Origin of the sequence: Bradyrhizobium sp. th-b2, from assembly GCF_000426785.1 — a bacterium.
Taxonomy (GTDB): domain Bacteria; phylum Pseudomonadota; class Alphaproteobacteria; order Rhizobiales; family Xanthobacteraceae; genus Bradyrhizobium; species Bradyrhizobium septentrionale.
The window spans coordinates 144,917-171,339 of record NZ_AUGA01000003.1 but is presented as its reverse complement, the minus strand read 5'-3'; the positions used below and the strand labels follow the sequence as shown (position 1 = coordinate 171,339).

Here is a 26,423-nt window from a genome sequence, read left to right as displayed (position 1 = left end):
ACGCTGACCGCGCGCTCGTCACCCCAAGAGGAAGTGCAGCACCTTGATCAAGAGCCTCCTCCAGTTCGGCCTGACCCGAAGCGCCGTCATCGTGCTTGGCCTCATCGTGTTCTGCGCCGCCGGGTTCGCGGCGTTCGCCAAGCTGAACATCGAGGCCTATCCGAACCCGGCGCCTGTGATCATCGAGATCACGGCGCAGGCCGCCGGGCTTTCCGCCGAGGAAATGGAGAAGTACTACACGATCCCGATGGAGGTCGGGCTGTACTCGACGCCCGGTGTCGTCAACATCCGCTCGACCTCGTTCTACGGCCTGTCCTTCGTGCGGGTCACCTTTAAATATGGCGTCGACTATTATTTCGCGCTGACCCAGGCCACCAACAGCCTCACGCAGAACGTCCAGCTGCCCGGCAATCAGGTCCCGCAGATCCAGCAATCGAGCCTGGTCGGCGAGATCTACCGCTACCAGCTCGTCGGGCCGCCGAATTTCGGCCTGACCAATTTGCGGACCTTGCAGGACTATGTCGTTGCCCGCCGGCTGATGACGCTTCCGGGTGTGGTGCAGATCAACTCCTGGGGCGGCACCACCAAGCAGTTCAATGTCGACGCCGATCTCGCCAAGCTCGAGGCCTACAACATCACCGTGCCGCAGCTGATCAGCGCGCTCGGCAATTCCAACGTCAATGTCGGCGGCCGCGAGATCGCGATCGGCCAGCAATCCGTCAACATCCGCGGCATCGGCCTGATCAATTCCGGCGGCGATGACGACATCACCAAGGGCTACAGGGTCCAGGACATCGAGAACATCGTCCTGACCCAGTCGAACGGGCTGCCGATCCAGATCAAGGACGTCGCCAAGGTGTCGATCGGCTATGTGCCGCGGCTCGGCATCGCCGGCAAGGACGGCCGTGACGACGTCGCTGCCGCGATCGTGGTGATGGGACGCACCCAGCACACCAACGACATCATCCCCAAGGTCGAGGAAGAGGTCGCCAGCATCAACAGCGACGGCACCCTGCCCCCGGGCGTCAGGATCGTGCCCTATTACGACCGCAGCTCGCTGGTCAGCGTGACGACCCACACGGTGCTGCACAATTTGCTGTTCGGCTGCCTTTTGGTGTTCGTCATCCAGTGGGTCTTTCTCGGCGACCTCAGGAGCGCGCTGATCGTCAGCGCCAACATCCCGTTCGCGCTATTCTTCGCCATCATCATCCTGGTGCTACAGGGTGAGGACGCCAATCTGCTGTCGCTCGGTGCGGTCGATTTCGGCATCATCGTCGATTCCGCCGTCATCATGATGGAGAACATCTTCCGCAACTTCCAGTCCAGCCCCGAGAACCGGCTGCGCGTGCTGCAGAACCTCGCCGAAGGCTATTGGGGGAGCGACCCGACGACGCAGCACGGCGGGCCCGCGCCGGGCTGGACCGAGCGGCTGCGCATGATCTTCGTCAGCGCGCTGCAGGTCGACAAAGCAGTGTTCTTCACCGCGGCCATCACGGTGACTGCCTTCGTGCCGCTGCTCACCATGCAGGGCGTCGAGGGCCAGATCTTCGGCCCGATGGCGCGCACCTATGGCTATGCACTGGCCGGAGCGCTGCTGGCGACCTTCACGGTGACGCCGGTGCTGGCGTCGCTGCTGCTGCCGCGGCATATCGAGGAAACCGAGACCATCATCGCGCGCTGGTTGCGCAAGAGCTACACGCCGGTGCTGCGCTGGTCGCAGGCCAATCTCAAGGTCGCTGTCGCATCCGGCATTGTGTTCCTCGGCCTCAGCGCGCTGGCGGCAAGTAGGCTCGGCAGCGAATTCCTGCCCGCGCTCGAGGAGGGCAATTTCTGGATCCGCGCCTCGATGCCGCCGACGATCTCGCTCGAGGCCGGCACCGACCCGACCCGCAAGATGCGCGAGATCCTGCTGCGCCACCCCGAGATCATCACTGTGGTGTCGCAGCATGGCCGCCCCGACAATGGCAGCGACGCCTCGCCCTTCTCCAATGTCGAATTGTTCGCGCCGATCAAGCCGTTCGACCAGTGGCCGCCGGGTCTCACCAAGGAGAAGCTCACCGAGGAGCTGCAGAAGGAATTCGACGAGGAGATGCCCGGCGTCACCTTCAACTTCTCGCAGTACATCCAGGACAACATCGAGGAGGCGCTTTCCGGGGTAAAGGGCGCCAACTCGATCAAGATCATCGGCCCCAATCTCGACGTGCTCGAAGGGCTCGCGACCAAGGTCGCGCAGGAGATGGCGAAAATCCGCGGCGTCGCCGATCTCGGCATCTTCCATCTGGTCGGTCAGCCCAATCTCAACATCCGGGTCAACCGGGAAAAGACCGCGCGCTTCGGCCTCAATACCGGCGACGTCACCACCGTGGTGCAGGCCGCGCTCGGCGGCGCCAATGCCACGACCGTGCTGGAGGGCGACCGGCAGTTCGGCGTCGTGGTGCGGCTCGATCCGAAATTCCGCAGGAGCATCGACGCGGTGCGCGACATCAAGGTTGCCTATGCGACCCCGTCGGGCACCAATGCCTATATCCCCTTGAGCGAGCTTGCCGATATCTCGCTCGATACCGGCGCGCTGTTCATCTATCGCGAGCGCAGCCAGCGCTACATCCCGATCAAGTTCAGCGTCCGCGGCCGCGATCTCGGCAGCACGGTGGCGGAGGCGCAGGCCAGGATCGCGCAAGCCGTGCCGTTGCCCACCGGCTACCGGATGATCTGGTCGGGTGAATTCGACAATCTCGAAGCCGCCAAGGCACGGCTGATGATCGTGGTGCCGGTCACGCTGCTGTTGATCTTCGTGCTGCTCTACAGCCTGTTCAATTCGCTGCGCGACAGCCTGCTGGCGCTGGCCGGCATTCCCTTCGCGGTCGGCGGCGGCCTGATCGCGCTGTACCTCGCCGGGCTCGACTTCTCGATCTCGGCCGCGATCGGCTTCATCTCGCTGTTCGGCGTCGCGGTCATGGACGGCATTCTCAACATCACCTATTTCCGCGAGCTGCGCGCGTCGGGCCAGAGCATTGCGGAGGCGGTGTTCAACGGCGCCGAGCAGCGCATGCGCCCGATGCTGATGACCGCGCTGTCCGCGGGCGTCGGCCTGTTCCCGGCCGCGCTGTCGCATGGCATCGGCAGCCAGGTGCAGCGGCCGCTGGCGACCGTGGTGGTCGGCGGCATGTTCATCGGCCCACTGCTGCTCCTGATCGTAGCGCCCGCGCTGCGCAAGATCTTCCTGTCGCGCGAACGTGCAGCCTCGCCCAGCGAGACGCCCGCCGCGGCGCCGCCTGAAGCCGCGCATTAGGGGGCGTGCCATGGACGATTTCAGCACCAGGACGCCACGTCATGCCGCTCCCGCGATGCGCGGGCTGGCCGCGGCCGCCGGCGCCCTCATGCTTGCAAGCTGCGCGGTCGGCCCCAATTTCTCGTCGCCGCCCGCCCCCACCGTCGCCGGCTACACGCCGGAGAAGCTGCAATCGCCGCCATCCGATCCGGCCGGACCGCGCGTGGCCGGGCAACACTTCGTCAACGGCGCCGACATCACGACGCGCTGGTGGGCCGCGTTCCGCTCCGCGCCGCTCAACCAGCTGATCCGCCTGTCGGTCGAGCGCAATCCGTCCCTGCAGGCCGCAGAGGCCGCGATCAGGATGGCGAACTTCAACGCGCTGGCGCAGCGCGGCCTGTACTTTCCGCAAGTCGGTGCAAACTTCACCCCGTCCGACCAGCTCGTCTCCAACGCCGTGTCGGGGCCCGGCAACACGGCGCAGGCGCGCTACACGCTGTACACCGCGCAGCTCAATATCAGTTTCGTGCCCGACGTGTGGGGCGAGAACATGCGTAACGTCGAGAGCCTCGACGCGCTCACCGAGCAGGCCCAGTTCCAGCTCGAGGCAGCCTATCTGACGCTCACCTCCAATGTGGTGACGGCGGCGATCCAGGAGGCCTCGCTGCGCGGCCAGATCGCCGCCACCGAGCACATCATCAAGGTCGAGCGCGACATCCTCGGCATTCTGCAGAACCAGTTCAATGCCGGCCAGGCGGCGCAGGTCGACGTGCTGGCGCAACAGGCGGCGCTCGCGCAGTCCGAGGAGACCTTGCCGCCGCTGCAGAAGCAGCTCGCGATCCAGCGCGATTTGCTCACGGCGCTAGCCGGGCAATTCTCCGCCGATGAGATCCTGCAGAAATTCGATCTGCAACGGCTCGCGCTGCCGGCCAATCTGCCGGTGAGCCTGCCGAGTACGCTGGTGGCGCAGCGCCCCGACGTGCGGGCGGCCGAGGCCAATCTGCATTCGGCAAGCGCGCTAGTTGGTGCCGCGATCGCAGCAAGGCTGCCGAGCTTCACCATCTCTGCCAACCCCGGCTCGACTGCCTTCAACGCCGCCCAGTTGTTCACGCCGGGGACGCTGTTCTACACGGTTGCCGGCAGCGCGACCCAGACCGTGTTCGACGGATTGACGCTGTACCACAAGCAAAAGGCGGCGGAGGCCGCGCTCGAGCAGGCCAATGCGCAGTACCGCCAGGCCGTCATCACGGCGTTCCAGAACGTCGCCGACGCGCTGCGCAGCCTGCAGGCCGACGCCCGTGCCGTACAGGCCGCGATCAAGGCGGAGGACGCCGCCAAGGCCAGCCTCGACATCGTGCAGAAGCAGCTCGGGCTCGGCCAGGTCAATCAGGTCAATGTGCTGAACGCGCAGCAGGTCTATTTGAATGCCGCGATCACCCGCGTGCAGGCGGTGGCGACGCGGCTGTCCGACACCGCGGCGCTGTTCATGGCGCTCGGTGGCGGCTGGCCGACCGATTGCGCAACCAGCGACTGGCGTTCCTGCGTGTTCGAAGGCCGCGTCGCGTCGAGGAACTGATCGTTCAATGAGCTAAGCCCCGAAGCGATGGCTTCGGGGCTTGCTGTCGTCATGCCGAGCCGCGATCACACCTGCGAGTGGCGCGCCATGAAATTGTCGTAGCCGACTTCGGCGACCTGGAACCATTGATAGCCGTTGTTGGAGAACGACGTCAGCGAGTCATAGACCTTCTTGAAGTTGGCGTTGGTCGCCGAGACCTCGGAATGCAGCTCCTTTGCGGCCTTGAAGGAGGCTTCCATCACCGTAGGCGGGAACGGGCGCAGCTTGGTGCCGACCGCGAGCAGCTTCTTCAGCGCGATCGGGTTGGCCTGGTCGTAACGCGCCATCATCCAGTTGTTGGCGAGATGGCCGGCCTGCTCGAGCACGAACTGATAGTGCTTCGGCAGCGCATTCCATTTGTCGAGGTTGATCATCGCCACCAGCATCGGGCCGCCTTCCCACCAGCCGGGGAAGTAATAGTTCGGCGCAACCTTGTGGAAGCCGAGCTTCTCGTCGTCATAGGGACCGACCCACTCGGCTGCATCGATGGTGCCTTTTTCCAGCGCCGGATAGATGTCGCCGCCGGCAAGCTGCTGCGGCACCGCGCCGAGCTTCTGCATCACCTTTCCGGCAAAGCCGCCGATGCGGAATTTGAGGCCCTTGAGATCGTCGACGCTGGTGATCTCCTTGCGGAACCAGCCGCCCATCTGGCAGCCGGTGTTGCCGGCCAGCAGCGAGGTGACGTTGTAGCTCTTGTAGAACTCGTTGAGCAGCTCCTTGCCGCCGCCGATCATGTACCAGGCCTGGTTGAGGCGCATGTTGGGTCCGAACGGCACCGAGGAGCCGAAGGTGAAGGTGGCGTCCTTGCCGTAATAATAATAGGGCGCGGTGTGCCCCATCTCGACGGTGCCGTTCTGCACGGCGTCGAGCACCTGCAGGCCCGGCACGATCTCACCGGCGGCAAAGGTCTGGATCTGGAATTTGTTGTCGGTGGCTTCACCCACCGCCTTCGCCATCAGCTCGGCGCCGCCGTGCAGCGTGTCGAGCGACTTCGGCCAGCTCGTCGTCAGCCGCCACTTGAGCTCCGGCATCGACTGCGCGATGGCCGGCGCCGCGACGGTTGCGGCACCGGCGACGCCCAGACCCGTGACCTTGATGAAATCCCTGCGCTTCATTTGAATGAATCCTGCCCTGTATGATTGTGTTGTCCGAGCGTCGACTGCTTGCGATCGTCGCGCCGCTTTTCTTTTTTGCCGTCACGACCGGAGACCGATCATGCGCCGCCTTCGTGCCGAGGCTTCGGGCGCGAGCATGGAGCATCCCCTTGCCGAACGCCAGACGCAAAAAACCCGGCCTCCTCGCGGAGGCCGGGCTACTTAAGTCGAACCTTGGCACGGGCTTCAGTCCTGGAAGCGAAGCCCTTTCCTATCTGTTGCAGCGTTCTCCTCGCGCGAACGCTGCGCCGATCAGCCGCGGGTGCGCGAGCGGATCATGAAGCTGTCGAAGGTGTACTCGGCGACCTGCCACCACAGATACTGGTCGGAGCGGTACGCCTGCATGGCGTCGATCGACTTCTTGAAGTCGGCGTTCTTGGCGGAGATCTCGCCCCACAGCTCGTTGGTCGCCTTGAGGCAGGCCTCGAGCACTTCGTTGGTGAACGGACGCAGCTGGGTGCCGCCGGCCACCAGCCGCTTCAGCGCCGAGGGGTTCTGCATGTCGTAGCGCGCATTCATCCAGCTGTTAGCGTTGGCGCACGCATTGGTCAGGATCGCCTGGTAGTTCTTCGGCAACGCGTTCCACTTCTCCAGGTTGATGAAGGAGTGCACGGTCGGACCGCCTTCCCAGAAGCCCGGATAGTAGTAGTACTTCGCGACCTTCTGGAAGCCGAGCTTCTCGTCGTCATAGGGACCGACCCACTCGGCGGCGTCGATGGTGCCCTTTTCGAGCGCCGGATAGATGTCGCCGCCGGCGAGCTGCTGCGGCACCACGCCGACCTTCTGCAGCACCTGACCTGCGATGCCGCCGATGCGGAATTTGAGGCCGGAGAGATCGGCGACCGTCTTGATCTCCTTGCGGAACCAGCCGCCCATCTGGGTGCCGGTGTTGCCGGTCGGGAAACCGATCACGCCGAACTTCTTGAAGAACTCGTTGCCGAGCGCCTCGCCGCCGCCCTGGTACCACCAGGAGTTCTGCATGCGCGCGTTGAGGCCGAACGGCACCGACGCATAGATCGCAAAGGTCGGGTCCTTGCCGACATAGTAGTACGACACGGTGTGGCACATCTCGACCGTGCCGTTGGAGGTCGCGTCCAGCGCCTGCAGGCCGGGGACGATTTCGCCCGCCGCGAACACCTGGATCTGGAACTTGTTGTCGGTCATTTCGGCGACGTATTTCGAGACCTCGACGGCGCCGCCGTAGATGGTGTCCAGCGACTTCGGGAAGCTCGAGGTCAAGCGCCACTTGATTTCAGGCGAGGACTGCGCGATCGCCGGCGCCGCAACCGCCGTCGCGGCAGCACCGGCCGCAGAAACTTTCAAAAAATCACGACGCTTCATCGTAAGGCTTCTCCTTGAGGGGCGTTTCCCAGTGACCGCAAGCAGTTCTCCGGCGGGACGCTTGCACAGGCCTGCCGAGGCGCTCTGGGTCGGCCCTTTAACACGGAAGGCGGCCTCACGGAAACGCGACAATGGCATGACCACGCCAATTAAACGAAAGTCTGATGACGCGGGAATCGGCCGGGAATTGCGGCTCAGGCCGCGGCGATGACGCCTTGCAGCTGTTCGCGGACCGGGCCCCTTCGATCGCGCGGTAAATCGCCGCGTGCGGGCCGTCCGGCCCGCGCTCAACCACCAGGCTACCGGGGCAATCAGCGCCGCGTCGTCTCCCGCGCTTTCTTGGCCTGGTTGGCCAAATGCCGCCCGCGCCGGATCCAGCTTTGCGCGGTCGTGTGGCTCACGCCATACGTCTTCGAGATCGCCGCCGCGGCCTCCTTGATCGAGTCGGATTTCTTCGCAATGTTGAACGCCATCCGGGAAGCCTCTTCGCGCTTCTCCCGCGTCAGATGTTTGCGGCGTGCTTTCTTTGCTGGTGCTGCCATGTTGATCGTGGCCTCACGGCCTTTCCCGCGGTTACGGCCTGGCGATGGACTCGTTCAAGCTGACGGACAGACTGGTACGATTCGGCTATCTCTTCACAACCATACAGGCCGAAAGCGGCCCAGCAACCGTTCAGCGCGACAGTTCTGTGAAGAACCGCCGCCGAGGCCGACGCCTTTAGAGCCCGGCCCGCGACGACGGCAAGGCAACCTCAGGCTGCGGCGATGACGTCCTGCAGCTGCTCACGGACCTTGCCGCCGATCGCGCGGTAAATCGCCGCGTGCGGGCCGTCCGGCTCGCTCTCGACCACCGGGGTGCCGGAATCGGACGCGGTCCGGATGGCGATGTGCAGGGGAATTTCGCCGAGGAACGGCACCCCGAGCTTCTCGGCCTCGTGGCGGGCACCGCCATGGCCAAAGATGTCCGAGCGCGTGCCGCAATGCGGGCACTGGAAATAGCTCATGTTCTCGACGATGCCGAGCACCGGCACGTTGACCTTCTTGAACATCGCCAATCCCCGCCGGGCGTCGATCAGCGAGAGGTCCTGCGGGGTCGAGATGATGACGGCGCCCTTGAGCGGGACGTTCTGCGCCAGCGTCAGCTGGGCGTCGCCGGTGCCGGGCGGCATGTCGACCACCAGCACGTCGAGCGTGCCCCAGGCGACGTCGCGCAGCATCTGGGTGATCGCGGACATCACCATGGGCCCGCGCCAGATCATCGCGGTGTCCTCCTCGACCAGGAAGCCGATCGACATGATCGACAGGCCGAAGCGCTGCAGCGGAATCATCTTCTTGTCGTCGTTGAGCTGCGGCTTCTCGCGGATACCGGTCAGCCGCGGCACCGACGGGCCGTAGATGTCGGCGTCGAGCAGCCCGACGCGCAGGCCGAGGTCGCGCAGGCCGAGCGCGAGGTTGAGCGCCGTGGTCGACTTGCCGACCCCGCCCTTGCCGGAGGCAACGGCGATCACGGCGGAGATGCCGGGAATCTCGGCCTGGCGCGCCATCGGCGATTGCGCGCCGGGCGGATGCGGATGCCGGTGCGCGGACGCCGGCGGGACGCCGCCGGCCGGGCGCGGTGCAGGCGCCGCGGCGCCCGCCTTGCGCTCCGCGGTCAGCGCGATCATCGCCACGCTGACGCCGGGAATGGCGCGCACGGCGTTCTCGGCCTGCGCACGCACGCTTTCCCAGGCGCGGGCCTCCGCGGCGTCAACGTTGATCGAGAAGAACACCTTGCCGTCGGTGACCGTGATCGCCGACAGCACATTGGCGTTGGTCAAGGCTGTGCCGCGCGGCGACATCACCTTGGCAAGGCAATCGAGAACCTGTTGCTGCGTCACGCTCACCGCGCATCTCCTGGCTTTTCAGTGGGCATGATCTCCGCGCAAACGCGTCGCGTTTGTCGCGCCGGAAAACCTCAGTTCCGGATCATGCCCAGGGAGACGACCCATAGAGCGTTGCAGCGCAAAAGGCTACCTCGCTCCGACATCGTCCCGCCGCTCGGCCGGCGCTGCCGAGCCGCCTTCCTTGGCGGCCTCGTAGTTCAGCTCGATCATGACCCCGTTCGGGTCGTTGACGAAGATCTGCCAGAGGTCGCCACCGGGAACCTGGCGCGAGTCGAATTCCATGCCCTTGGACTGAAGCCGCTGCCTCATCCCGTCAAAGCCCTGGCTGGCAAAGGCGACGTGGTGGACGACGCCGGAATCCGGCTTTTGTGCCTCGCTGGTCTGCGAAATATCGACCAGATGCACGACCGCCTTGCCCTCGCTGTACATCCATGCGCCGGGGAACGCGAAGTTCGGCCGCGCGCCTTTTTCCAGGCCCAGAATGTCCTCATAGAACCGCACCGTGGCGGCGAGATTCCGGGTCCGGATATTGAAATGATCGAGCACACCCACGCTCATGCGAGACACTCCCTTTTTTGTGAAGTTCTTTGGTGGGCCATCCTAGCACAAAACCGCCATCTGCCATCCAACGAAGCCGTTGCCCTCCGCTGCGCAGGGGGTATGGTGCGGCTCCTTCCATGGACGGAATGCCCTGCCCGCCGCGACGTTTTCCGGCGGTCTCAAGGGGCGATCACCACGGCAAATCACAGAACCCAAGGTAACAGATATGGCTAAAGTCGCTTTTCTCGGTCTCGGCGTGATGGGTTTCCCGATGGCGGGACACCTCGTGAAAAAGGGCGGCCATGAGGTCACCGTTTACAACCGGACTGCGGCGAAGGCGAAGGAATGGGCCGACAAGTTTGGCGGCAAGACGGCGCCGACGCCGAAGGCCGCCGCCGAAGGCCAGGATTTCGTGATGTGCTGCGTCGGCAATGACAACGACCTGCGCGCGGTCACGATCGGCGCCGACGGCGCCTTCGCCGGAATGAAGAAGGGTGCGACCTTCGTCGACCACACCACCGCCTCCGCCGAAGTCGCCCGCGAGCTCGACGCGGCTGCCACCAAGGCCGGCTTCAAGTTCGTCGACGCGCCGGTGTCCGGCGGCCAGGCCGGCGCCGAGAACGGCGTGCTGACGGTGATGTGCGGCGGCAGCGCGGACGCCTATGCCGGCGCCGAGCCGATCATCACCGGCGCCTATGCGCGGATGTGCAAATTGCTGGGACCGGCAGGCGCCGGCCAGCTGACCAAGATGGTCAACCAGATCTGCATCGCCGGCCTCGTGCAGGGCCTCTCCGAAGGCATCCACTTCGCCAAGAAGAGCGGCCTCGACGTCGCGGCCGTGATCGAGACCATCTCCAAGGGGGCGGCGCAGTCCTGGCAGATGGAGAACCGCTACAAGACCATGAACGAGGGCAAGTACGATTTCGGTTTCGCGGTCGAGTGGATGCGCAAGGACCTGTCGATCGCGCTGGCCGAAGCCCGCCGCAACGGCGCCACGCTGCCGGCCACCGCGCTGGTCGACCAGTTCTATGCCGAGGTCGAGAAGATGGGCGGCAAGCGCTGGGATACGTCGAGCCTGCTCGCCCGCCTGCAGCGCTAGCTGCCCGCGCAGCCAAGGTGTCCCGCGCCCGCGGGTCACCTGCCATGCGGTGTTGCCTCCCAAATTCCGCTCCCTCGCGCGCTGTCGACGGCTAAATATAGCGGTAGCTTGAAACCCGCCGTCGATGCCGCATGCCCGAGAGGAAAGCGAGACGACCTTGCAATATCTGGTGTGGTCGCTCCCGTTCGTCGTCGTCGCGGCGCTGATCGCCACCGGACGTGCCTCCTCCACCGTGGTGGGATTGTTCGGTCTCGTCAGCTCGCTGATTGTCGCCATGGCGGCGCCACCGCACCCTTTTGGCAGTTACGATGCGCTCGGCGCGATTGCGCGCGGCGGATGGCTGGCGCTGCTCGTCGGCGCCGTCATTCTTGGAGGATTATTCTTCCGCGAGGTGGTCTCGGAGCATCGCGTGGCAAGCAATCCGGTGCCGGTCGCGCCGGAGCGGCGCCGCAAGCAGCTCTACACAACGTGCTTTCTGATCGGCCCGTTCGCGGAGGGAGCGACCGGCTTCGGCGTCGGTCAGGTCACGGTTGCGCCGATCCTCAACGGCATCGGGCTTGCGCCGCTCCACGCCATCCTGTTCGGGCTGTTCAGCCAGATGATGGTGTCATGGGGCGCGATGGCCAACGGCACGATCGTCGGCTCGTAACTGTCAGGGATTACGCCGACCGACCTCGGCGTGCACAGCGCCCTCCTCACAGTGCCGCTGCTGCTGGCCTGGCTCGGTCTGTTCTGGCGCATCGCCGCCATCGCCAAGGTTCCCGGGACGGCGCTTGATTTTATCGGCGAAGCGCTGTGCACGATTGCGGCCGGTGGGCTGCTGGTCGCCGCCAACGCTCTGTTCGGTCCGGAGGTCGCCGCCCTGGCGGCCCTTGGACCGCTGATCGTCGCAAGATTCCTGTTGAGCGGCCGGCCCAATCGCGAACAGTGGCGCGCGGCGCTGCGCGTCGGGCTACCTTACGTCGCCCTGATCGCCATCCTGATGGCGACGCGCGCGATCACGCTGCTGAACGAATGGCAGCGCCTTGCGCTCGCGGTGCGGCCGTTTGCCGACGGCCCGACCTGGTTTCCCCTGCTGCATCCAGGCTCCTGGCTGCTCGTGGTCGGCCTTGCCACGACGATCGCGATGCGACGGCCGGCGGCGTCTGTGCTCGGACGCGCATGGAGCCGGGGCCACAAACCCATCCTCACCATCGGCTGCTTCCTTGCGATGGCGCAGGTGATGGCCGCATCGGGCCTCGCCGACGGCCTCGCGAGGGGCCTGAGGTCGGCGCTTGGCCCGCTCGCCGTTCTGGCGACGCCCCTGTTCGCCGGGCTGTTCGGATTCCTGACCGGCAGCAGCAACGCCGCCAACGGCCTGTTGATGCCAGCCCAGATCGCGCTCGCCAGGGACGCCGCGCTCAGCCTGCCGTGGCTCGGCGCAATCCAGAACACTGCAGCCGCAGCCCTGACCATGCTGTCGCCGGTGCGGGTCGCGGTCGGCTGCGCGCTGGCCGGAAAGCCCGATCTCGAGCGGACCGTGTATCTGCGCGGCTGGCCGCTCGGTGCGGTTCCGCTCGCGATCCTGGTGGGTGCCGCGGCGCTGCTGCTGGTGAGATGGTGAGATTCATCGCGCGCCACGGCGCCCGCGCAAAAGTTAATTTAACCCCCCGTTAACGCTTTTCTTTAGCTCTTTAAGTCATCGCTTAATGATTTAGCGTCACAGATAGACAATGCAAAAAGCCCGCGCGGTTCGCGGGCAGGATTTGTGTTGTTTATGAGTAATCCCGCAGAAAAGCCTGAAGTTGTACAGCTTCCGGCAAGCCCCCAGGTGGCGTCGCCGGTGAATAGCCGGCGTGCCGCCGCGCAGCGGGTGCGTGAGGCGCGGGATCGGTTAACGTCAACCAGTGGAACCCGCCCGGCGTTCGACGCCGAACTGCTCCGGCAATACGCCCAGACCCGGATGTCGGCGTCCTACGTCGTGATGCTGCTCGTGGTCGCGACCGGTGTGCTGTTTGGCCTCTGGATGCAGCCGATCGTGGCCGGCGCCTGGACCGTCGGCATCCTCGCCGTCCATCTCGCGATCATCCGCAGCTGCGCCCGCTTCCTCGCCGAGCCCCCCTCGGTCGCGGTGACCCGCAAATGGCGGACGCGCTTCGTGCTGCTCGACCTGCTCTACGGCCTGTGCTGGACCGCGATCCTGATCCACCCCGCCGGGCGCGATCTCGCCTCCAACACGCTGATGATGTTCCTGATGCTGCTGGTGATCGCAGTCTCCAGCATGCTGGCGGCGAGCCTGCCGATCGCAGCCCTCGCGGCGACCGTTCCAGTGACGGTCGGCATCGCGCTCGACCTCGTGCTCAACGGCGCGTTCGACAATTATGTGCTGGCGCTGCTCGCGCTTGCCGCCGAGGGTTATTTCGCGCTGCTGGCGCACCGCCTGCATTCGACCACGCTGGCGACGCTGGAGGCCCGCGCCGAAAAGGACGCGCTGATCGGCGAACTGGAACAGGCCAAGGCGATCTCCGACGAGGCGCGGCACCGCGCCGAATCCGCCAACGTCGCCAAGTCGCGCTTCCTCGCCCAGATGAGCCACGAACTGCGCACGCCGCTTAACGCCATCCTCGGCTTCTCCGAGGTGATGAAGAGCGAGATCTTCGGCGCGCATGCCGTTGCGGTGTACAAGGAATATTCCGCCGACATCCATAATTCCGGCGTGCACCTGCTCAATCTCATCAACGAGATCCTCGACCTGTCGCGCATCGAGGCCGGCCGATACGAGCTGAACGAAGAAGCCGTGGCACTGGTGCATGTCGTCGCCGATTGCCACCATCTCTTGAAGCTGCGTGCCTCCAGCCGCGGCATCACAATCCACGAAGTGTTCGAGCATGGCATGCCCAGGATCTGGGGCGACGAACGCGCCATCCGCCAGGTCGTGCTCAACCTGCTCTCCAATTCAATCAAGTTCACGCCGCAGGGCGGCGAGATCTGGCTGAAGGTCGGCTGGACCGCATCGGGCGGGCAATATCTGAGCGTCAAGGATACCGGAAGCGGCATCGCCGAGGACGAGATCCCGGTCGTGCTGGCCTCGTTCGGTCAGGGCTCCAACTCGATCAAGTCGGCGGAACAGGGCGCAGGCCTTGGCCTGCCGATCGCGAAAAGCCTGATCGACATGCATGGCGGCACCTTCACGCTGAAATCGAAACTGCGCATCGGCACCGAGGTGATCGTGACCTTGCCGCCGGAACGGGTGATGAGCGCGCTGGCGCCAATGGCGGAAGAATCACCGCCGATGCAGCCGGAGCCCGCGGAGCCCACGATGGGCGCCGACCGTACACGTGTGCGCCGCAGGGCGATCATGAGTGCCGGCACCGGATTGTAGCAGCATGGCGCGGGAGACCATGCTCACGACAAAAAGCTGAGGCGTGATGACAGCATCGCGCTTCGGCCGGCTTGCACCAGCGGCTGAAACCGTTCAACACTGGAAGAATGAGCTCAGAAACGCCGTGTATCGCAGTCTGCATGATGGACCCCAAAACGAAGCTCTGCTTCGGCTGTGGCCGCACGCTTCCGGAGATCGCGCGCTGGCACAAGATGGACCGCACGGAGCGGCTGACGGTGATGGCGACGTTGCCGGCGCGCATGGCGGACGCCGGGCTCGAGCGCATGGAGCCGCATCCGAAGCGCGCCTGATCGGCGCAGCCGCCGGAGACGCACCGTGACCCGCATCCTCCTCGTCATCCTGCTGCTGATGACGACCGCCGGCGCCGTCGTGACCTATGGCGATCCCGACCAGATCGCGCGCGCAAGGGAAAATCTCAACCAGATCCTCGGCCGCAGCACTGCCACCACTGCGTCGGCCCCCGCCTCTGCCCCCGCCGTGCAGATCGCACGCGGCCAGGGCGGTGAGTTCGCATTCCGCGCCAAGATCAACGGCGTCAGCGCGCCGATGGTGATCGACACCGGCGCGACCTCGGTGGTGCTGACCTGGGAAACCGCCAAGGCGATCGGGCTGCCGACCGACATGCTCGAATACAATGTCGACCTCGAGACCGCCGGCGGTCACACCAAGGCGGCGCGGCTGACGCTCGATCGGCTCGCGGTCGGCAAGCTGGTCGAGAAATCGGTGCCGGCGCTGGTGGTGCAGCGCGGGCAGATGAAGACCAATTTGCTCGGCATGAGCTTCCTCGACCGTCTCGAGAGCTGGGGCGTCCGCTCCGACACGCTGTCGCTGACCGGATACCCCGACGTCACCGGTAGTGTCTCCCCCTCAAGCCGGCACCGGCGCCCGCGCATGGCCGTCGACTAGAGTGTGATGAGCTTTAGTTGAATCAATTCGCCGAGCATTCGGTTCACCTCTCCCTTGGGAGAGGTCGGCGCGCAGCGCCGGGTGAGGGATTACGGTCTCTCCTTGGAGCCGCGGCCCCTCACCCGATTTGCTTCGCAAATCGACCTCTCCCCGTCGGGGAGAGGTGAACCGAGCCCGTGGCTGACCGATCTGAATTTATCGCGTTCTCGCGCGATCGCGAACGGCACACGCCCGCCGCTAGCGGTCGTCATCGTGGATCGACGACGGATGCCGGCACAGTGGCATGACGCGGATCTCCATGAATGGAAACAGCGGCAGGCTGGACAGGATGTCGTGCAATTCCTGCGGGCCTGAGACGTCGAAGACGCTGACATTGGCGTAGCGTCCGGCCACCCGCCACAGATGTCGCCAGGCGCCCGTCCGCTGCAGCTCCATGGCGCGGATTCGTTCCGCCTGCTTCAGCGCATCGGTTCGCTCAGTCGGCAGATCGTGCGGAATCCGCACCTCCATTTCGACGTGAAACAGCATGACGGTGAACTCTCTCTGCAAGGATGAAGTGGCGCGAAAACGGAACGGAGCCGCCGTGCGATCGCGGCGGCTCCGATATTCTGTCTACCAGATCGTCAGCCCTGTCGTCAGCCTTGCACCAGACCGCGGCTGACGAGGTTGATGTCATCGGGGTTGATGAGGTCCTTCGCCGTCCAACCGGAGACGTCATAGTCGCTCATGCAGTTGCGCACGAAGTCCTGCATGGCGCCGAGGTCGCCGGTGGCGCTCGCGGCCATCAGCGTCTCGACGCGCAGGTTCTCGTAATTGCCCGCATAATTGCGCTCGTAGAGCTCATGCCGGCCGCCGAACTCGGAGCCGATCGCATCCCAGAGCAGCTTGAGCAGCTTGATCCGGTCGATCGCCGCATAGCCGTTGGAGCCGCGCACAAAGCGGTCGAGATAGGGCCGGATGGCTTCGCTTTCCAGATCGGCCGAGCTCGACGGCAGATAGATCAGGCCGCTCGCGACATGGCGCTCGATCAATTCCTTGATCCGCGGATAGGCCATCGGCGCAAACACACGATAGGCCAGCCCGTAGTTCAGATTGGGCAGATTATATCCCTCGGTCCCCTGCCATGCGATCGGCGATTTCACCATCGCATCGGAAATGCCGTGGAACAGATTGCGCCAGGCGATCACCTCGCCGACTGCCGTCTGCACGCCGCGGAAATCCTTCGACCCGGTCGCCTCGACCGCCATCGAGAACAGGCCGGCGATGAAGTCGAGCTTGACTGCAAGCCGCGTCACGCCGTGCAGCGTGAACCGCGGCACGAAGCCCGACGCCGGGAAGAACTGGTTAATCTTGCCGACGTCGCCATAGATGAAGACGTTCTCCCAGGGCACCAGCACCTTGTCGAAGACCAGAATGGAGTCGTTCTCGTCGAAGCGGCTCGACAGCGGATAGTCGAACGGCGAGCCGGTCGCGGCCGCCGTGAATTCGTAGGACGAGCGGGCGATCAGCTTGACGCCCTTGGCGTCCATCGGGGCCGTGAAGATCAGCGCGAACGACTTGTCCTTGATCGGGATGCCGTAATGCGCGATAAAGTTGTAGTGCGTGAGCGCCGAACCGGTCGCGACCACCTTTGCGCCTGACACGATCAGGCCTGCGTCGGTCTCCTTCTCGACATGCATGAAGACGTCGCGCACATCCTCGATCGCGCGGTCACGATCGATCGGCGGATTGACGATGGCGTGATTCCAGAAGTCGAGCCGCTCCTGGGTCCGGGCATACCACTTCCGGGCGTTGCCGGCATACTCGCCGTAGAAGCCCGAATTTGCGCCCAGCGTTCCGAGGAATGCCGCCTTGTAGTCCGGCGAACGGCCCATCCAGCCGAAGGCAACCTTCTGCAATTCGGCGATCGCATCGCGCCCCCTGATCAGATCGTCGGCCGTTCGCGACCCCAGGAAGAACGGATGGGTCAACTGTCCCGAGCCGGTGTCGGTCAGGACGCCGATCTGATCCTTCTTCTCATGAAAGCGGTCGTACCAGCGCGCCACCATCCGCGCCGAATTGCGGAAGGCGGGATGCGCCGTGACGTTCTTGACGCGCTCGCCGTAGATGTAGATTTCGCGGCCGTCCTGGATGCTGTCCAGGAATTCCGCGCCGGTATAGACGCTGGTTGACGCAGGCGTGTCGGCCCGCAGGGCAGCTGCAGTAGTCATGAACGTTTCTCCTCCGCTTGTGTGGTGGGACCGGGGAGTTGCCACACCGGCCTGGGACCATCTCGTCACGCTCTTGGTCGGCGTGACATCGGAGGAAACGCTACGCGCTGAGCGGGAGCGGGCGAAAGGTATCACACCATACCGCGCGGACTGGCCCGGGCCGGGCTATGACTCGGGTGGCACGGACCTGACGGCAATGACCGTCCGGCCGATGCAACGCCGCAGCTGACGCAGCAATTGCACAGCACGGCAAGGGAGCGAAACCGGAGCGAACCATGGGCCAAGGTTTGGGCAAGGATTTTGACAGCACCACTGTCACTTTCCATCGCGATGCAGAATTGGCCCTCGACTCGAGCGTCGTGACGATCGGCGCATTTGACGGCGTCCACCGCGGCCATCAGGAATTGCTCCGGCAGACGATTGCGGCAGCCCGACGCCGCGGCGTTCCGGCCGTGGTCTACACCTTCGATCCTCCGCCAAAGGTCTATTTCGGCCAGGCCGAGCCGCTGATATCGCTCAGCGAAAAGCTCGAGCGCATCGCGACATTCGCGCCTGACCACATCGTCGTCGCCGGTTTCAACCAGATCTATGTCCGCCGTACCGCGGCCGATTTCCTCGCCGAGTTGCAACGTTTGCAGCCTCGCGAGGTGATCGTCGGCGAGGATTTTCGCTTCGGGTCCTGCAAGGGTGGCACCGCGCTGTTGCTGCGGCAGCACTTCAACACCCGCATTCTGCCGCCGGTGCGCTGCGGCAATGGCGAGATCGTCTCGAGCAGCCGTATCCGAAGCTTGCGGCGATCCGGCCTTGCCGCCGCCGCCGCGGCGCTGGAAAACTGGCTAGATATCGTGACCGCGCCACCGGCCAATCGATCCTCTCTGGTCCAACTCAAGGTCGCAAGCCAATGACCGCCATCGATCCGCGAGAGCTGCGCAATGCCTGTGGCCAATTCGGCACTGGCGTCACCATCATCACGACGCATTGCGAGGGACGCGACCACGGCATGACGGCGAACGCCTTCATGTCGGTGTCGCTCGAGCCGCCGCTGGTCGCAATCTCGATCGCGAAGAGCGCGAAGATGCTTGGCAACATCCAGAAGACCGGCCGCTTTGCGGTCAGCGTCCTTGCCGAAGGGATGGAGGATCTCGCCTGGCATTTCGCCGGCAAACCCAGGCTCGACCTCTGCGACGTGTTCGAACGCCGCAACGAGCTGCCTGTCATCGCCAACGCAGCGGCGTATTTCGTAACCGATCTTGCGGATGAGATCATCGCAGGAGATCACACCATCTTCCTCGGCCATGTCCGCGAGATGGCGCTCGAGCAAAGCAAGAAGCCGCTGCTGTTCTTCCGCGGCCGTTTCGGCGGCCTTTGCCGATCCGCACCCCGCGCCCGCGATGCTGGAGAATGCCGGCTACGAATTCGTCTGGTGAGACCACCAACCGAGATTCCCGAAACGGGGATGCAAGTTCGATCAAACTGCAAGAAAAGGAGGAAACGACCATGCTGAACGTCAACAAGGACACCATCACCGACCACGTGATCGCCGCGCTCGCGAAGGACATTCCGGATCGCAACCGTCAGATCATGACCAGCCTGATCCGCCACATGCACGATTTCTGCAAGGAGGTCGACCTGACCTTCGCCGAGTGGTTCGCCGCCTGCGAATTCCTGCGCCGCGCCGGCGACATCTCGGACGAGAAGCGCAACGAGTTCATCCTGATCGCGGATATTCTCGGCGTCGAGGTGCTGGTCGACATGCTCGATAACCGCGTCACCGACGGCGAGAGCGAGTCCACCGTGCTCGGGCCGTTCTACCGGGAAAATCCGCCGGTGCTGGCCAAGGGCGCCTCCATCATCAAGAAGACGTTCGACAACGCGCAGACAGTCAAGGTGTCCGGTCGCATCAGCGACACCGCGGGACGCCCGATCGAGGGCGTCACCATCGACGTCTGGGAAGACGCGCCGAACGGGCTCTATGATCTGCAGGATCCGGAGCAGCCGGCCTATAATCTGCGCGGACGGTTCACCACCGACGCCAACGGCGAATATGCCTTCGTCGCGCTGCGCCCCGAGCCCTACCCAATCCCCTATGACGGCGCCGGCGGCGAGCTCCTGAAGTACATGGGCCACCATCCCTGGCGTCCGGGCCACATCCACTTCATGCTCTCGAAGGACGGCTATCAATCGCTGATCTCGCAGATCTACGATTCCGAGACCAAGTACCTCGACAACGACTCGGTGTTTGCCGTGAAGCAGAGCCTGATCGGCAAATTCAGCAAGGCCCCGGCCGGCGCCGACACCGACCTCGTTCTCGACTTCGACTTCAAGCTCAAGAAGGCGGCGGTCGAGCGGCTCGTCGCGGCCGAGTGATGCGCGTTACGCCCTGCCAGGCCTCGCAGAGCCCGGCAGGGCCCATTTTGAACTGACATGTGAGGACATATGAGTCGTGCCTTGATCGACATCGCCGAGCCCATGCAACACATGCAGCCTCTCGCGAAAGACACTACGATCCGCAGCATCCGCGCGACCATCGTGGAGGCGCCGACCCGCCGGCGGCACAAGCTTTCCAACACCGAAGTCACGCATCAGGGCTACGTGCTGGTCCGTGTCCTGCTCGACAATGGCGTGGCGGGTATCGGCGAAGCCTCGACGCTCGGCGGGCCGCGCTGGGCCGAGGAGAGCGTGGAATCGATCAAGGCCGCGGTCACGAATTATCTGGCGCCGGTGCTGCTGGGACAGCCTGCCCTCGCCTTCGAAGCCAATGCGCTCCGCATGAGCAAGGCCGCCACCCGCAATTTCGCGGCCAAGGGCGCCATCGAGTCCGCCCTGCTCGACGCCGCCGGCAAGACGCTTGGCCTGTCCGCCAGCGCCCTGCTCGGCGGCGCGGTGCGCGCGCGCATGGAGGTGATCTGGGCGCTCGCCTCGGGCGACAGCGGCCAGGAGCTGGAGGAAGCCAAGGAGAAGCTGCGCCGCCGCGAGCACCGCCAGTTCAAGATCAAGTTCGGCTTCAACCGGCCGCAGGCCGATCTGAAGCGGCTGCAGGCGCTGCGCGCCGGCCTCGGCGACGAGGTGCGTCTGATTGTCGATATCAACCAGGGCTGGACCGAGGCCGAATGCATCCGCTTCTTGCCCGCGCTGGAGGAGCTGGATGTCGCTCTGGTCGAGCAGCCGGTGTCAGCGCAGCAGCTGGAAGCCATGGCGCGTGTCGCGGCACGCACCTCGATCCCGCTGCTGATCGACGAAGCCGCTTTCACCAAGGAAGAAATCGCCCGAACCGCCACGATGGGCTGCGGCAGCGTCTACTCGCTGAAACTCGTCAAAAGCGGCGGCCTGTTCGAGATGAAGCGCGCCGCCGCGGTCGCGGCCGCGCACGGCCTCGAGCTCTATGGCGGTTGTCTGCTGGAGAGCAGCATCGGCGCGGCTGCGCATCTCGCCGCACTCGCCACCCTGCCCAGGCTCGAATGGGGCAGCGAGCATTTCGGTCCGCGGATTCTCGTGGAGGATCTTGTCGTCAACCCGATCAGGTTCGACGAGTTCGAGATCTGCGTCCCTGATGGCGCCGGTCTCGGCGTCGAGGTCGACGAGGACAAGATCCGCGCCTTCGCCCGGAAGGATTAGGCGGATGGCGTCGTCCCCGCGGACAATTGACAATCCAGGGATGCCCGCTCAGTCTTCCCGCTGGAACCATCGTCTCGATCAAGCGCTGATGACCACGCGGCATCAAACCCGGCAGGCCTTCCCCGCAGCTTCCGCGGAAGCGCGCGAACCAACGTTCGCCTAACCGTGACCGACCGCGACGATGTCATGGATCTGAGGCGACTGGTCTACTTCGTGGCCGTCGCCGAGGAATTGCATTTCGGCCGCGCCGCATCGCGGCTCGCGATCGCCCAGCCGCCGCTCAGCCGGCAGATCGCGCAGCTGGAGAGCGATCTCGGCGTCATGCTGATCGACCGGAGCCGGAGCCAGATCCGCTTGACCCAGGCCGGCAGCGTCCTGCTGGAACGCGCGCGCGACGTGCTGGAGCGGCTCGATCGAACGCACCGCGAGATCAAGCGGATCGGAGAAGGCTTTTCGGGTCACCTGCGCGTCGCCTTTGTCGGATCGGCGACCTATGGCGTGCTACCCAACGTGATCAAGGCGTTTCGTTCGGCCTATCCCGATGTCGAGCTCGCGCTGTCGGCGATGAACAATGCGGAGCAGAAGCGTGCCGTGATCCAGCGCGAGATCGACATCGCTGTCGCCCGCCCCTCGCTCGACGACGAGGAGTTGAAGTCGGAGCCGCTGCTGCAGGAACCGTTGATCCTCGCATTGCCCGACACCTCGCCGCTGCTCGAACAGCAGGTCACGCTTCTGTCGGCGCTGAAGGCCGAGACATTCATCCTCTACCCGCGCAAGCCGCGCCCGAGCTTCGCCGACCACATCCTCAATATCTGCCTCGAAGAAGGCTTCATTCCGAAATCGCAGGTGCTGGCCCAGGACTATCAGACCGCGATCAGCCTGGTGTCGGTTGGCGTCGGCATCGCGCTGGTGCCGAAATCAGTCTCGCAATCGGAACGCCCCGGTGTCACCTACCGCGCCTATGAGGGCCGTAACCCGGGCACCGCACTGTCGCTGAACTACCGGCGCGACAACCGGATGCCGCACCTCTTCAATTTCCTGAAGGTCGCGCAGGAGGTCACGCGGCGTCAGCGCAAGTCGTAATCCGCGCCCTCAGGCCGCGACCGCCGCAGGCGCGCGATCGTCGACGCGTGCGATCGCATCGCGCAGCACGTCGACGTCAGCGCCCGGCCGAACGCCGTTCTCGGCCAGATGCCTGCGGAAGGCGCGCGCGCCGGGCACGCCATGGAAGGCGCCGACGAAATGCCGCGTGATCGAATGCAGCCGCGTGCCTTCAGCCAGTTGCCGCTCGATATAGGGCAGCATGGCCGCAAACACATCCTTCATCGTCGCGTGCGGCGAAGCTTCGCCGAACAGCTCGGAATCGACTGACAGCAACCGCCACGGCTCCTGATAGGCCGCCCGCCCCAGCATCACGCCATCGACATGCGCCAGATGCTGTTTGGCCTCGGCAAGGCTCGTGATGCCGCCGTTGATGATGACGGGCACATCCGGCAGCGCCGCCTTGAGGCGATAGACGCGATCATAGTCGAGCGGCGGGATGTCGCGGTTCTCCTTCGGCGACAAGCCGTTCAGCCAGGCCTTGCGTGCGTGCACGACGAGCGCGTCCGCGCCGGCGGCGATCACACCGCGGGCGAGCGTATCGAGCGCGACCTCCGGATCCTGGTCGTCGATGCCGATCCGGCACTTCACCGTGACGGGGACCTTCACCGCGCGCTTCATCGCCGCAACGCCTTCGGCGACCAGCGCGGGCTCCGCCATCAGACAGGCGCCGAAGCGGCCGTCCTTCACCCGATCCGAGGGACAGCCGACATTGAGATTGATCTCGTCGTAGCCAAACTCCTCGCCGATTGTTGCTGCGGTCGCGAGATCACGCGGATCGGAACCGCCGAGCTGCAGCGCCACCGGATGCTCGCTGGCATCGAAGCCTAGCAGCCGCGCCCGGTCGCCATGGATCACGGCTCCCGTCGTCAGCATCTCCGTATAAAGCCGCGCCCGCCGCGACATCAGGCGATGGAAGACGCGACAATGCCTATCAGTCCAATCCATCATCGGCGCAATGGAGAATTTGTATTTCATCTCAATTGCTTAATCACAACACCGGCTCATTGCAATATGATGTTTTCGAAAACCCTGCCCGTCCGATCTGCGCCATAAAGCTGCGGAGCAATGTCCGGCCAAACCGAAATATCGAAAACAACCCCATGCAAAGTAGGATCGCAGCCGCAGGGACGCTTCGGGCGACGCGAAGACGTTTGACGTTGCTCGACAGCAAAACAAAATGATCGATGGCCCGCAGGACCATCGATCATCGTAAGATCTCGGCAATGTCTAGACCCGATTCCGCCGTCGCCCCAAGTCAGATGGTCGGGGTGACCTGAGCAGAGCCCATCGTTGCGTAGGGCCACCCGCCGCCCGCCACTTTATCCAGGGAGCTGTCGCTGAGCGCATCAGACGTCGGCGAGGTTTGCGGTGCCGTGTTCTGAGCGCCGTCCTTGCTGCTCTCGAGAGATTCCGCTTGCGCTGTTGAATTCGTGTCCTGTCCACTGGTCATGTTCAATCTCCACCTTCATCGATGCTGATCGGGCCAACCCGACGTTGAAAATGCTGCGCTGGTCTTGTTTCGTAAGGATTTCAAGGGCCGGGGAAAGCTGCTTCCCCGGCGGTCGCGCTTTGTTTCGCGGCATCGCGCTTGGGCGATGGGCCATTCCCCACCGATGCGCGGCGGAGCGCTTTCGGCTAGCCCGTCGGGCCGTTGACGCTGTAGCTGGCGCGCGCGGCACTACTGAACGGCCAAGAGCCGCCTGACACATCGTCCAGCGAGCTGTCGCTGAGCGCATCAGCCGCCGGCGAGACTTGGGACGCCGCGTTCGGAGCGCCGTCCTTGCTGCTCTCGAGAGATTCGGCTTGCGACGTTGAATTCGTGTCTTGCCCACTGCTCACATTCAGTCTCCACTTTCATCGATGCTGATCGGGCCAACCCGACGTTGAAAATGCTGCGCTGGTCTCGCTTCGTAAGGATTTCAAGGACCGGGAAAGCTGCTTCCCCGGCGTCGCGCTTTGTTTCGTGGCATCGCGCGAAGCGCTTGGGCGATGGGCCGTTCCCCACCGGTGCGCGGCGGAGCGCTTTTTCGGCTAGCCCCCCGGGCCGCCGGCACTGTAGCTGGCAGCCGCAGTGCTATTGTAAGGCCAAGCGCCGCCCGCCACTTTGTCCAGGGAGCTGTCGCTGAGCGCATCAGCCGCCGGCGAGACTTGGGACGCCGTGTTCGGAGCGCCGTCCTTGCTGCTCTCGAGAGATTCGGCTTGCGCCGTTGAATTCGTGTCCTGCCCACTACTCATATTCAGTCTCCACTTTCATCAATGCTGGCCGGTGAGGCCCAAGGTCAGATGGTTTTGTTGTATGTGCTGCTGCTCATTACGGCCGGCCAAAGCCCGCCCGACACATCGTCCAGCGCGCCATCGCCGAGTGCATCCTTCCCCGGCGTCGACGAAATCTTGGTCTCCGCACCTTCCTTGAGGTTCTGAGGAGGTACAACGTCGCCTTTCGAATTCGTGTCCTGCTCATCGGTCATGTTCAATCTCCACCTTCATCAATGCTGATTGGTTAGCTGCCGTTAGCTCGAACCGTCGTTGGCTCTGGTGCTTTCCCGGTCAGCCCCCCCCGCCCGATCTGATGTAGCTGGCAGATGCAGTGGTACCGTAAGGCCAAGCGCCGCCCGACACATCGTCCAGCGCGCCATCGCGGAGCGCATCCTTCTCCGGCGCCGAGGAAATCTTGTGCTGCGTGCCGTCCTTGAGGCTCTCGCGAGGTTCGGTCCCCGCCTCTGAATTCGCATCCTGCCTGTTGGTCATGTTCAATCTCTACCTTCACCAAGGCTGATTGTTAGCCGCCATTGCTTCAAGTCGTCGGCTCAGACGCTTTCTCGGTCAACCTCCGCCGCCTGTGGCGCCGATGCTGGCACGCACAGCGTTATTATACGGCCAACTGCCGCCTGACACATCGTCCAGCGAGCTGTCGCTGAGCGCATCGGCCGCCGGCGAGACTTGGGAGGCTGTGTTCTGAGCGCCGTCCTTGCTGCTCTCGCAAGGTCCGGCGTCCGCCTTGGAATTCGCATCCTGCTTGTTGGTCATGTCCAATCTCTACCTTCATCGATGCTGATTGGTTAGCCACCGTTCGTGGGGCGGTAGACGCTGCTCGAGAAAGTATTGAGGGGCCAACCGCCGCCTGAGACATCGTCCAGCGAGCCGTCGCTGAGTGCATCAGCCACCGGCGAGACTTGGGAGGCTTGATTTTCCGCGCCGTCCTCGAGGCTCTCGCCAGGGCCGGCGTGCCCTTTGGAATTCGTGTCCTGCTGATCGGCCATGTTCAATCTCCAACTCTGATCAATGCCAAGCGCTATGGCCGGACGTCAGAACCCGTGGGTCGGAGGCACGCGACCGCCGGACACATCGTCCAGGGAGCTGTCGCTGAGTGCATCCTTTTCAGACGTCGAGATTTTCGGTGCCTTGTTCTGGGCGGCGTCCTTGAGGCTATCGAGAGCTTCGGCTTCCGGCTTGGAATTCGCGTCCTGCTTGTTGGCCATTCTCAATCTCCGATTTTGGTGCATGCCAATTGAATCAATAGTTGCGTCGTAACGATGAAGTCATTTCCCAAATATTTCAAAGCCGGAGGCGGGAAACCGGTTTCCCCGGCGTCGCCCCTTGTTTCCTGCGCTTGAGGGTGAAAGCTACCGCTGGATCCATCTGCGAACGATACGGCAGATGCCGTATTTCGTCGTCGGTCACGGGGAAGTGTCAAAGGCCCCCGTCGAAAGGCCGCCCCTTCGAAAGGCCCTGCCTTCGATCTCAGGATCTGGCACCCTTCATCGCGACCTCCTCGACCAGCTTGAGCAGGCGGTCGAATCTCTCGCCCGCGATCGACACCTGGTCGAGCACGGCAGGATCAAGCTCGTCCTTCAACCGCGTCGTCTCGTCGCCGAGGCCGCTGTCCTGCTCACCGTAGGCCATCCTGCGCTCGGTGGCGCGCAGGCGGTCCGACAGCAGGATGGCCAGGGCGCGGTAAAAGCGGCTGGCAAAGGCGTGATCTCCCGCGAGCTTTCGTTTCAGGAGCTGCTTGTCCAGGAACAGGGCAACCGAATCGACCTTCGCAGCCACCGTGGCCGAGGGCGGCGCTGAATCGACCAGCGACATCTCGCCGACGAAGTCGCCCGCCTCGAGCTGGGCGATCTCGCCGATGCCGGACACACTCACGCCCATTCGTCCTTGCAACAGCAGGACGATCGACGAGATCGGCACGCCTTCATCGATCAGGACGTCCTGTCGCCCGATGCCGCGGCGGGCGCCGGCACGGGCCATCCAGTCGATGTCGGAGTCATTCAGCACGCCGAATATGAAGAGGACCTTGCGCATAT

At 64.3% G+C, this 26,423-nt stretch carries 28 protein-coding genes; 13 read left to right on the top strand and 15 right to left on the bottom strand.

What is annotated here, in order from left to right:
* The first annotated feature begins 43 nt into the window (after nucleotides 1-43).
* The gene (locus tag K359_RS0106000) at nucleotides 44-3,289 is read left to right on the top strand and encodes an efflux RND transporter permease subunit (protein ID WP_029078527.1); all 3,246 of its coding nucleotides are present in this window, start codon (nucleotides 44-46) and stop codon (nucleotides 3,287-3,289) included.
* Nucleotides 3,290-3,299: 10 nt separating this feature from the next.
* The gene (locus K359_RS51260; RefSeq protein WP_084518288.1) at nucleotides 3,300-4,844 is read left to right on the top strand and encodes an efflux transporter outer membrane subunit; all 1,545 of its coding nucleotides are present in this window, start codon (nucleotides 3,300-3,302) and stop codon (nucleotides 4,842-4,844) included.
* 65 nt (nucleotides 4,845-4,909) lie between these two features.
* Here the strand turns inward: K359_RS51260 and K359_RS0105990 are convergent, their stop codons facing one another.
* The 5 genes from K359_RS0105990 to K359_RS0105965 form a co-directional block, all read right to left on the bottom strand.
* A complete protein-coding gene (locus K359_RS0105990) occupies nucleotides 4,910-5,998 on the bottom strand; it encodes a TRAP transporter substrate-binding protein (protein ID WP_029078526.1) in 1,089 nt (362 codons plus the stop codon).
* A 291-nt stretch (nucleotides 5,999-6,289) separates the two neighbouring features.
* The gene (locus K359_RS0105985) at nucleotides 6,290-7,378 is read right to left on the bottom strand and encodes a TRAP transporter substrate-binding protein (protein WP_029078525.1); all 1,089 of its coding nucleotides are present in this window, start codon (nucleotides 7,376-7,378) and stop codon (nucleotides 6,290-6,292) included.
* 311 nt (nucleotides 7,379-7,689) lie between these two features.
* Nucleotides 7,690-7,920, bottom strand: coding sequence for a hypothetical protein (locus tag K359_RS0105975; protein ID WP_029078524.1), 231 nt, complete (start codon nucleotides 7,918-7,920; stop codon nucleotides 7,690-7,692).
* Nucleotides 7,921-8,129: 209 nt separating this feature from the next.
* Nucleotides 8,130-9,260, bottom strand: coding sequence for an Mrp/NBP35 family ATP-binding protein (locus tag K359_RS0105970; RefSeq protein WP_029078523.1), 1,131 nt, complete (start codon nucleotides 9,258-9,260; stop codon nucleotides 8,130-8,132).
* A gap of 126 nt (nucleotides 9,261-9,386) precedes the next feature.
* Entirely contained in the window at nucleotides 9,387-9,827 is a 441-nt protein-coding gene (locus tag K359_RS0105965) for a VOC family protein (RefSeq protein ID WP_156928383.1), read from the bottom strand.
* Nucleotides 9,828-10,026: 199 nt separating this feature from the next.
* On the opposite strand from K359_RS0105965, the gene K359_RS0105960 reads away from it, so the two are divergent.
* The 6 genes from K359_RS0105960 (at nucleotide 10,027) to K359_RS0105935 (ending at nucleotide 15,187) form a co-directional block, all read left to right on the top strand.
* The gene (locus tag K359_RS0105960) at nucleotides 10,027-10,899 is read left to right on the top strand and encodes an NAD(P)-dependent oxidoreductase (RefSeq protein ID WP_029078521.1); all 873 of its coding nucleotides are present in this window, start codon (nucleotides 10,027-10,029) and stop codon (nucleotides 10,897-10,899) included.
* Nucleotides 10,900-11,023: 124 nt separating this feature from the next.
* Entirely contained in the window at nucleotides 11,024-11,548 is a 525-nt protein-coding gene (locus tag K359_RS0105955) for an L-lactate permease (RefSeq protein WP_029078520.1), read from the top strand.
* A gap of 30 nt (nucleotides 11,549-11,578) precedes the next feature.
* The gene (locus tag K359_RS0105950; protein WP_029078519.1) at nucleotides 11,579-12,502 is read left to right on the top strand and encodes an L-lactate permease; all 924 of its coding nucleotides are present in this window, start codon (nucleotides 11,579-11,581) and stop codon (nucleotides 12,500-12,502) included.
* Nucleotides 12,503-12,655: 153 nt separating this feature from the next.
* Complete coding sequence (locus K359_RS0105945; RefSeq protein ID WP_029078518.1) at nucleotides 12,656-14,260, top strand: HAMP domain-containing sensor histidine kinase; 1,605 nt, start codon at nucleotides 12,656-12,658, stop codon at nucleotides 14,258-14,260.
* A gap of 107 nt (nucleotides 14,261-14,367) precedes the next feature.
* Nucleotides 14,368-14,571, top strand: coding sequence for a DUF1289 domain-containing protein (locus K359_RS0105940; RefSeq protein WP_029078517.1), 204 nt, complete (start codon nucleotides 14,368-14,370; stop codon nucleotides 14,569-14,571).
* Between the two features lie 25 nt (nucleotides 14,572-14,596).
* Nucleotides 14,597-15,187: a TIGR02281 family clan AA aspartic protease gene (locus tag K359_RS0105935; RefSeq protein ID WP_029078516.1), complete on the top strand. Its 591-nt coding sequence runs from the start codon at nucleotides 14,597-14,599 to the stop codon at nucleotides 15,185-15,187.
* Between the two features lie 237 nt (nucleotides 15,188-15,424).
* Here the strand turns inward: K359_RS0105935 and catC are convergent, their stop codons facing one another.
* Both catC and K359_RS0105925 read right to left on the bottom strand, forming a co-directional pair.
* Nucleotides 15,425-15,715, bottom strand: a complete 291-nt coding sequence (gene catC, locus K359_RS0105930) for a muconolactone Delta-isomerase (RefSeq protein WP_029078515.1) — start codon at nucleotides 15,713-15,715, stop codon at nucleotides 15,425-15,427.
* A gap of 107 nt (nucleotides 15,716-15,822) precedes the next feature.
* Nucleotides 15,823-17,397: a 4-hydroxyphenylacetate 3-hydroxylase N-terminal domain-containing protein gene (locus K359_RS0105925; protein ID WP_029078514.1), complete on the bottom strand. Its 1,575-nt coding sequence runs from the start codon at nucleotides 17,395-17,397 to the stop codon at nucleotides 15,823-15,825.
* A 275-nt stretch (nucleotides 17,398-17,672) separates the two neighbouring features.
* Between K359_RS0105925 and K359_RS0105920 the strand changes: the two genes are divergently transcribed.
* From K359_RS0105920 to K359_RS0105900, 5 genes are all read left to right on the top strand, one after another.
* Nucleotides 17,673-18,302: an FAD synthetase gene (locus K359_RS0105920; protein WP_245284523.1), complete on the top strand. Its 630-nt coding sequence runs from the start codon at nucleotides 17,673-17,675 to the stop codon at nucleotides 18,300-18,302.
* Nucleotides 18,299-18,901 (top strand): flavin reductase family protein, encoded by a 603-nt coding sequence (locus K359_RS51255; protein ID WP_063618911.1) that lies wholly within the window; start codon nucleotides 18,299-18,301, stop codon nucleotides 18,899-18,901. The genes K359_RS0105920 and K359_RS51255 overlap by 4 nt, the downstream gene beginning before the upstream one ends.
* Nucleotides 18,895-19,764, top strand: coding sequence for an intradiol ring-cleavage dioxygenase (locus tag K359_RS0105910; RefSeq protein WP_029078512.1), 870 nt, complete (start codon nucleotides 18,895-18,897; stop codon nucleotides 19,762-19,764). The genes K359_RS51255 and K359_RS0105910 overlap by 7 nt, the downstream gene beginning before the upstream one ends.
* A gap of 69 nt (nucleotides 19,765-19,833) precedes the next feature.
* Nucleotides 19,834-21,012, top strand: a complete 1,179-nt coding sequence (locus K359_RS0105905) for a muconate/chloromuconate family cycloisomerase (protein ID WP_084518287.1) — start codon at nucleotides 19,834-19,836, stop codon at nucleotides 21,010-21,012.
* 186 nt (nucleotides 21,013-21,198) lie between these two features.
* A complete protein-coding gene (locus K359_RS0105900; RefSeq protein ID WP_029078510.1) occupies nucleotides 21,199-22,095 on the top strand; it encodes a LysR family transcriptional regulator in 897 nt (298 codons plus the stop codon).
* 9 nt (nucleotides 22,096-22,104) lie between these two features.
* Here the strand turns inward: K359_RS0105900 and dusA are convergent, their stop codons facing one another.
* The 8 genes from dusA to K359_RS0105855 form a co-directional block, all read right to left on the bottom strand.
* The gene (gene dusA / locus K359_RS0105895) at nucleotides 22,105-23,091 is read right to left on the bottom strand and encodes a tRNA dihydrouridine(20/20a) synthase DusA (RefSeq protein WP_029078509.1); all 987 of its coding nucleotides are present in this window, start codon (nucleotides 23,089-23,091) and stop codon (nucleotides 22,105-22,107) included.
* Between the two features lie 280 nt (nucleotides 23,092-23,371).
* A complete protein-coding gene (locus K359_RS0105890; protein ID WP_029078508.1) occupies nucleotides 23,372-23,566 on the bottom strand; it encodes a hypothetical protein in 195 nt (64 codons plus the stop codon).
* An 829-nt stretch (nucleotides 23,567-24,395) separates the two neighbouring features.
* On the bottom strand, nucleotides 24,396-24,584 hold the full coding sequence (locus tag K359_RS0105880) for a hypothetical protein (RefSeq protein WP_029078506.1): 189 nt from the start codon (nucleotides 24,582-24,584) through the stop codon (nucleotides 24,396-24,398).
* A gap of 79 nt (nucleotides 24,585-24,663) precedes the next feature.
* Complete coding sequence (locus K359_RS0105875) at nucleotides 24,664-24,864, bottom strand: hypothetical protein (protein ID WP_029078505.1); 201 nt, start codon at nucleotides 24,862-24,864, stop codon at nucleotides 24,664-24,666.
* Between the two features lie 75 nt (nucleotides 24,865-24,939).
* Entirely contained in the window at nucleotides 24,940-25,143 is a 204-nt protein-coding gene (locus K359_RS0105870) for a hypothetical protein (RefSeq protein ID WP_029078504.1), read from the bottom strand.
* Between the two features lie 32 nt (nucleotides 25,144-25,175).
* A complete protein-coding gene (locus K359_RS0105865) occupies nucleotides 25,176-25,376 on the bottom strand; it encodes a hypothetical protein (protein ID WP_029078503.1) in 201 nt (66 codons plus the stop codon).
* 45 nt (nucleotides 25,377-25,421) lie between these two features.
* Complete coding sequence (locus tag K359_RS63150; protein WP_165123179.1) at nucleotides 25,422-25,595, bottom strand: hypothetical protein; 174 nt, start codon at nucleotides 25,593-25,595, stop codon at nucleotides 25,422-25,424.
* Nucleotides 25,596-25,857: 262 nt separating this feature from the next.
* The gene (locus K359_RS0105855) at nucleotides 25,858-26,421 is read right to left on the bottom strand and encodes a cyclic nucleotide-binding domain-containing protein (protein WP_029078502.1); all 564 of its coding nucleotides are present in this window, start codon (nucleotides 26,419-26,421) and stop codon (nucleotides 25,858-25,860) included.
* Nucleotides 26,422-26,423: the final 2 nt, after the last annotated feature.

Excerpts from the sequence above, each read along its gene's own strand:
- K359_RS51260 (WP_084518288.1), top strand. The coding sequence starts at position 3,300 with ATGGACGATTTCAGCACCAGGACGCCACGTCATGCCGCTCCCGCGATG.
- K359_RS0105990 (WP_029078526.1), bottom strand. The coding sequence starts at position 5,998 with ATGAAGCGCAGGGATTTCATCAAGGTCACGGGTCTGGGCGTCGCCGGT.
- K359_RS0105985 (WP_029078525.1), bottom strand. The coding sequence starts at position 7,378 with ATGAAGCGTCGTGATTTTTTGAAAGTTTCTGCGGCCGGTGCTGCCGCG.
- K359_RS0105975 (WP_029078524.1), bottom strand. The coding sequence starts at position 7,920 with ATGGCAGCACCAGCAAAGAAAGCACGCCGCAAACATCTGACGCGGGAG.
- K359_RS0105960 (WP_029078521.1), top strand. The coding sequence starts at position 10,027 with ATGGCTAAAGTCGCTTTTCTCGGTCTCGGCGTGATGGGTTTCCCGATG.
- K359_RS0105955 (WP_029078520.1), top strand. The coding sequence starts at position 11,024 with ATGCCGCATGCCCGAGAGGAAAGCGAGACGACCTTGCAATATCTGGTG.
- K359_RS0105945 (WP_029078518.1), top strand. The coding sequence starts at position 12,656 with ATGAGTAATCCCGCAGAAAAGCCTGAAGTTGTACAGCTTCCGGCAAGC.
- K359_RS0105940 (WP_029078517.1), top strand. The coding sequence starts at position 14,368 with ATGAGCTCAGAAACGCCGTGTATCGCAGTCTGCATGATGGACCCCAAA.
- catC (WP_029078515.1), bottom strand. The coding sequence starts at position 15,715 with ATGCTGTTTCACGTCGAAATGGAGGTGCGGATTCCGCACGATCTGCCG.
- K359_RS0105925 (WP_029078514.1), bottom strand. The coding sequence starts at position 17,397 with ATGACTACTGCAGCTGCCCTGCGGGCCGACACGCCTGCGTCAACCAGC.
- K359_RS0105920 (WP_245284523.1), top strand. The coding sequence starts at position 17,673 with ATGGGCCAAGGTTTGGGCAAGGATTTTGACAGCACCACTGTCACTTTC.
- K359_RS51255 (WP_063618911.1), top strand. The coding sequence starts at position 18,299 with ATGACCGCCATCGATCCGCGAGAGCTGCGCAATGCCTGTGGCCAATTC.
- K359_RS0105910 (WP_029078512.1), top strand. The coding sequence starts at position 18,895 with ATGCTGAACGTCAACAAGGACACCATCACCGACCACGTGATCGCCGCG.
- K359_RS0105905 (WP_084518287.1), top strand. The coding sequence starts at position 19,834 with ATGAGTCGTGCCTTGATCGACATCGCCGAGCCCATGCAACACATGCAG.
- K359_RS0105900 (WP_029078510.1), top strand. The coding sequence starts at position 21,199 with ATGGATCTGAGGCGACTGGTCTACTTCGTGGCCGTCGCCGAGGAATTG.
- dusA (WP_029078509.1), bottom strand. The coding sequence starts at position 23,091 with ATGAAATACAAATTCTCCATTGCGCCGATGATGGATTGGACTGATAGG.
- K359_RS0105890 (WP_029078508.1), bottom strand. The coding sequence starts at position 23,566 with ATGACCAGTGGACAGGACACGAATTCAACAGCGCAAGCGGAATCTCTC.
- K359_RS0105880 (WP_029078506.1), bottom strand. The coding sequence starts at position 24,584 with ATGACCGATGAGCAGGACACGAATTCGAAAGGCGACGTTGTACCTCCT.
- K359_RS0105875 (WP_029078505.1), bottom strand. The coding sequence starts at position 24,864 with ATGACCAACAGGCAGGATGCGAATTCAGAGGCGGGGACCGAACCTCGC.
- K359_RS0105870 (WP_029078504.1), bottom strand. The coding sequence starts at position 25,143 with ATGACCAACAAGCAGGATGCGAATTCCAAGGCGGACGCCGGACCTTGC.
- K359_RS0105865 (WP_029078503.1), bottom strand. The coding sequence starts at position 25,376 with ATGGCCGATCAGCAGGACACGAATTCCAAAGGGCACGCCGGCCCTGGC.
- K359_RS63150 (WP_165123179.1), bottom strand. The coding sequence starts at position 25,595 with ATGGCCAACAAGCAGGACGCGAATTCCAAGCCGGAAGCCGAAGCTCTC.
- K359_RS0105855 (WP_029078502.1), bottom strand. The coding sequence starts at position 26,421 with ATGCGCAAGGTCCTCTTCATATTCGGCGTGCTGAATGACTCCGACATC.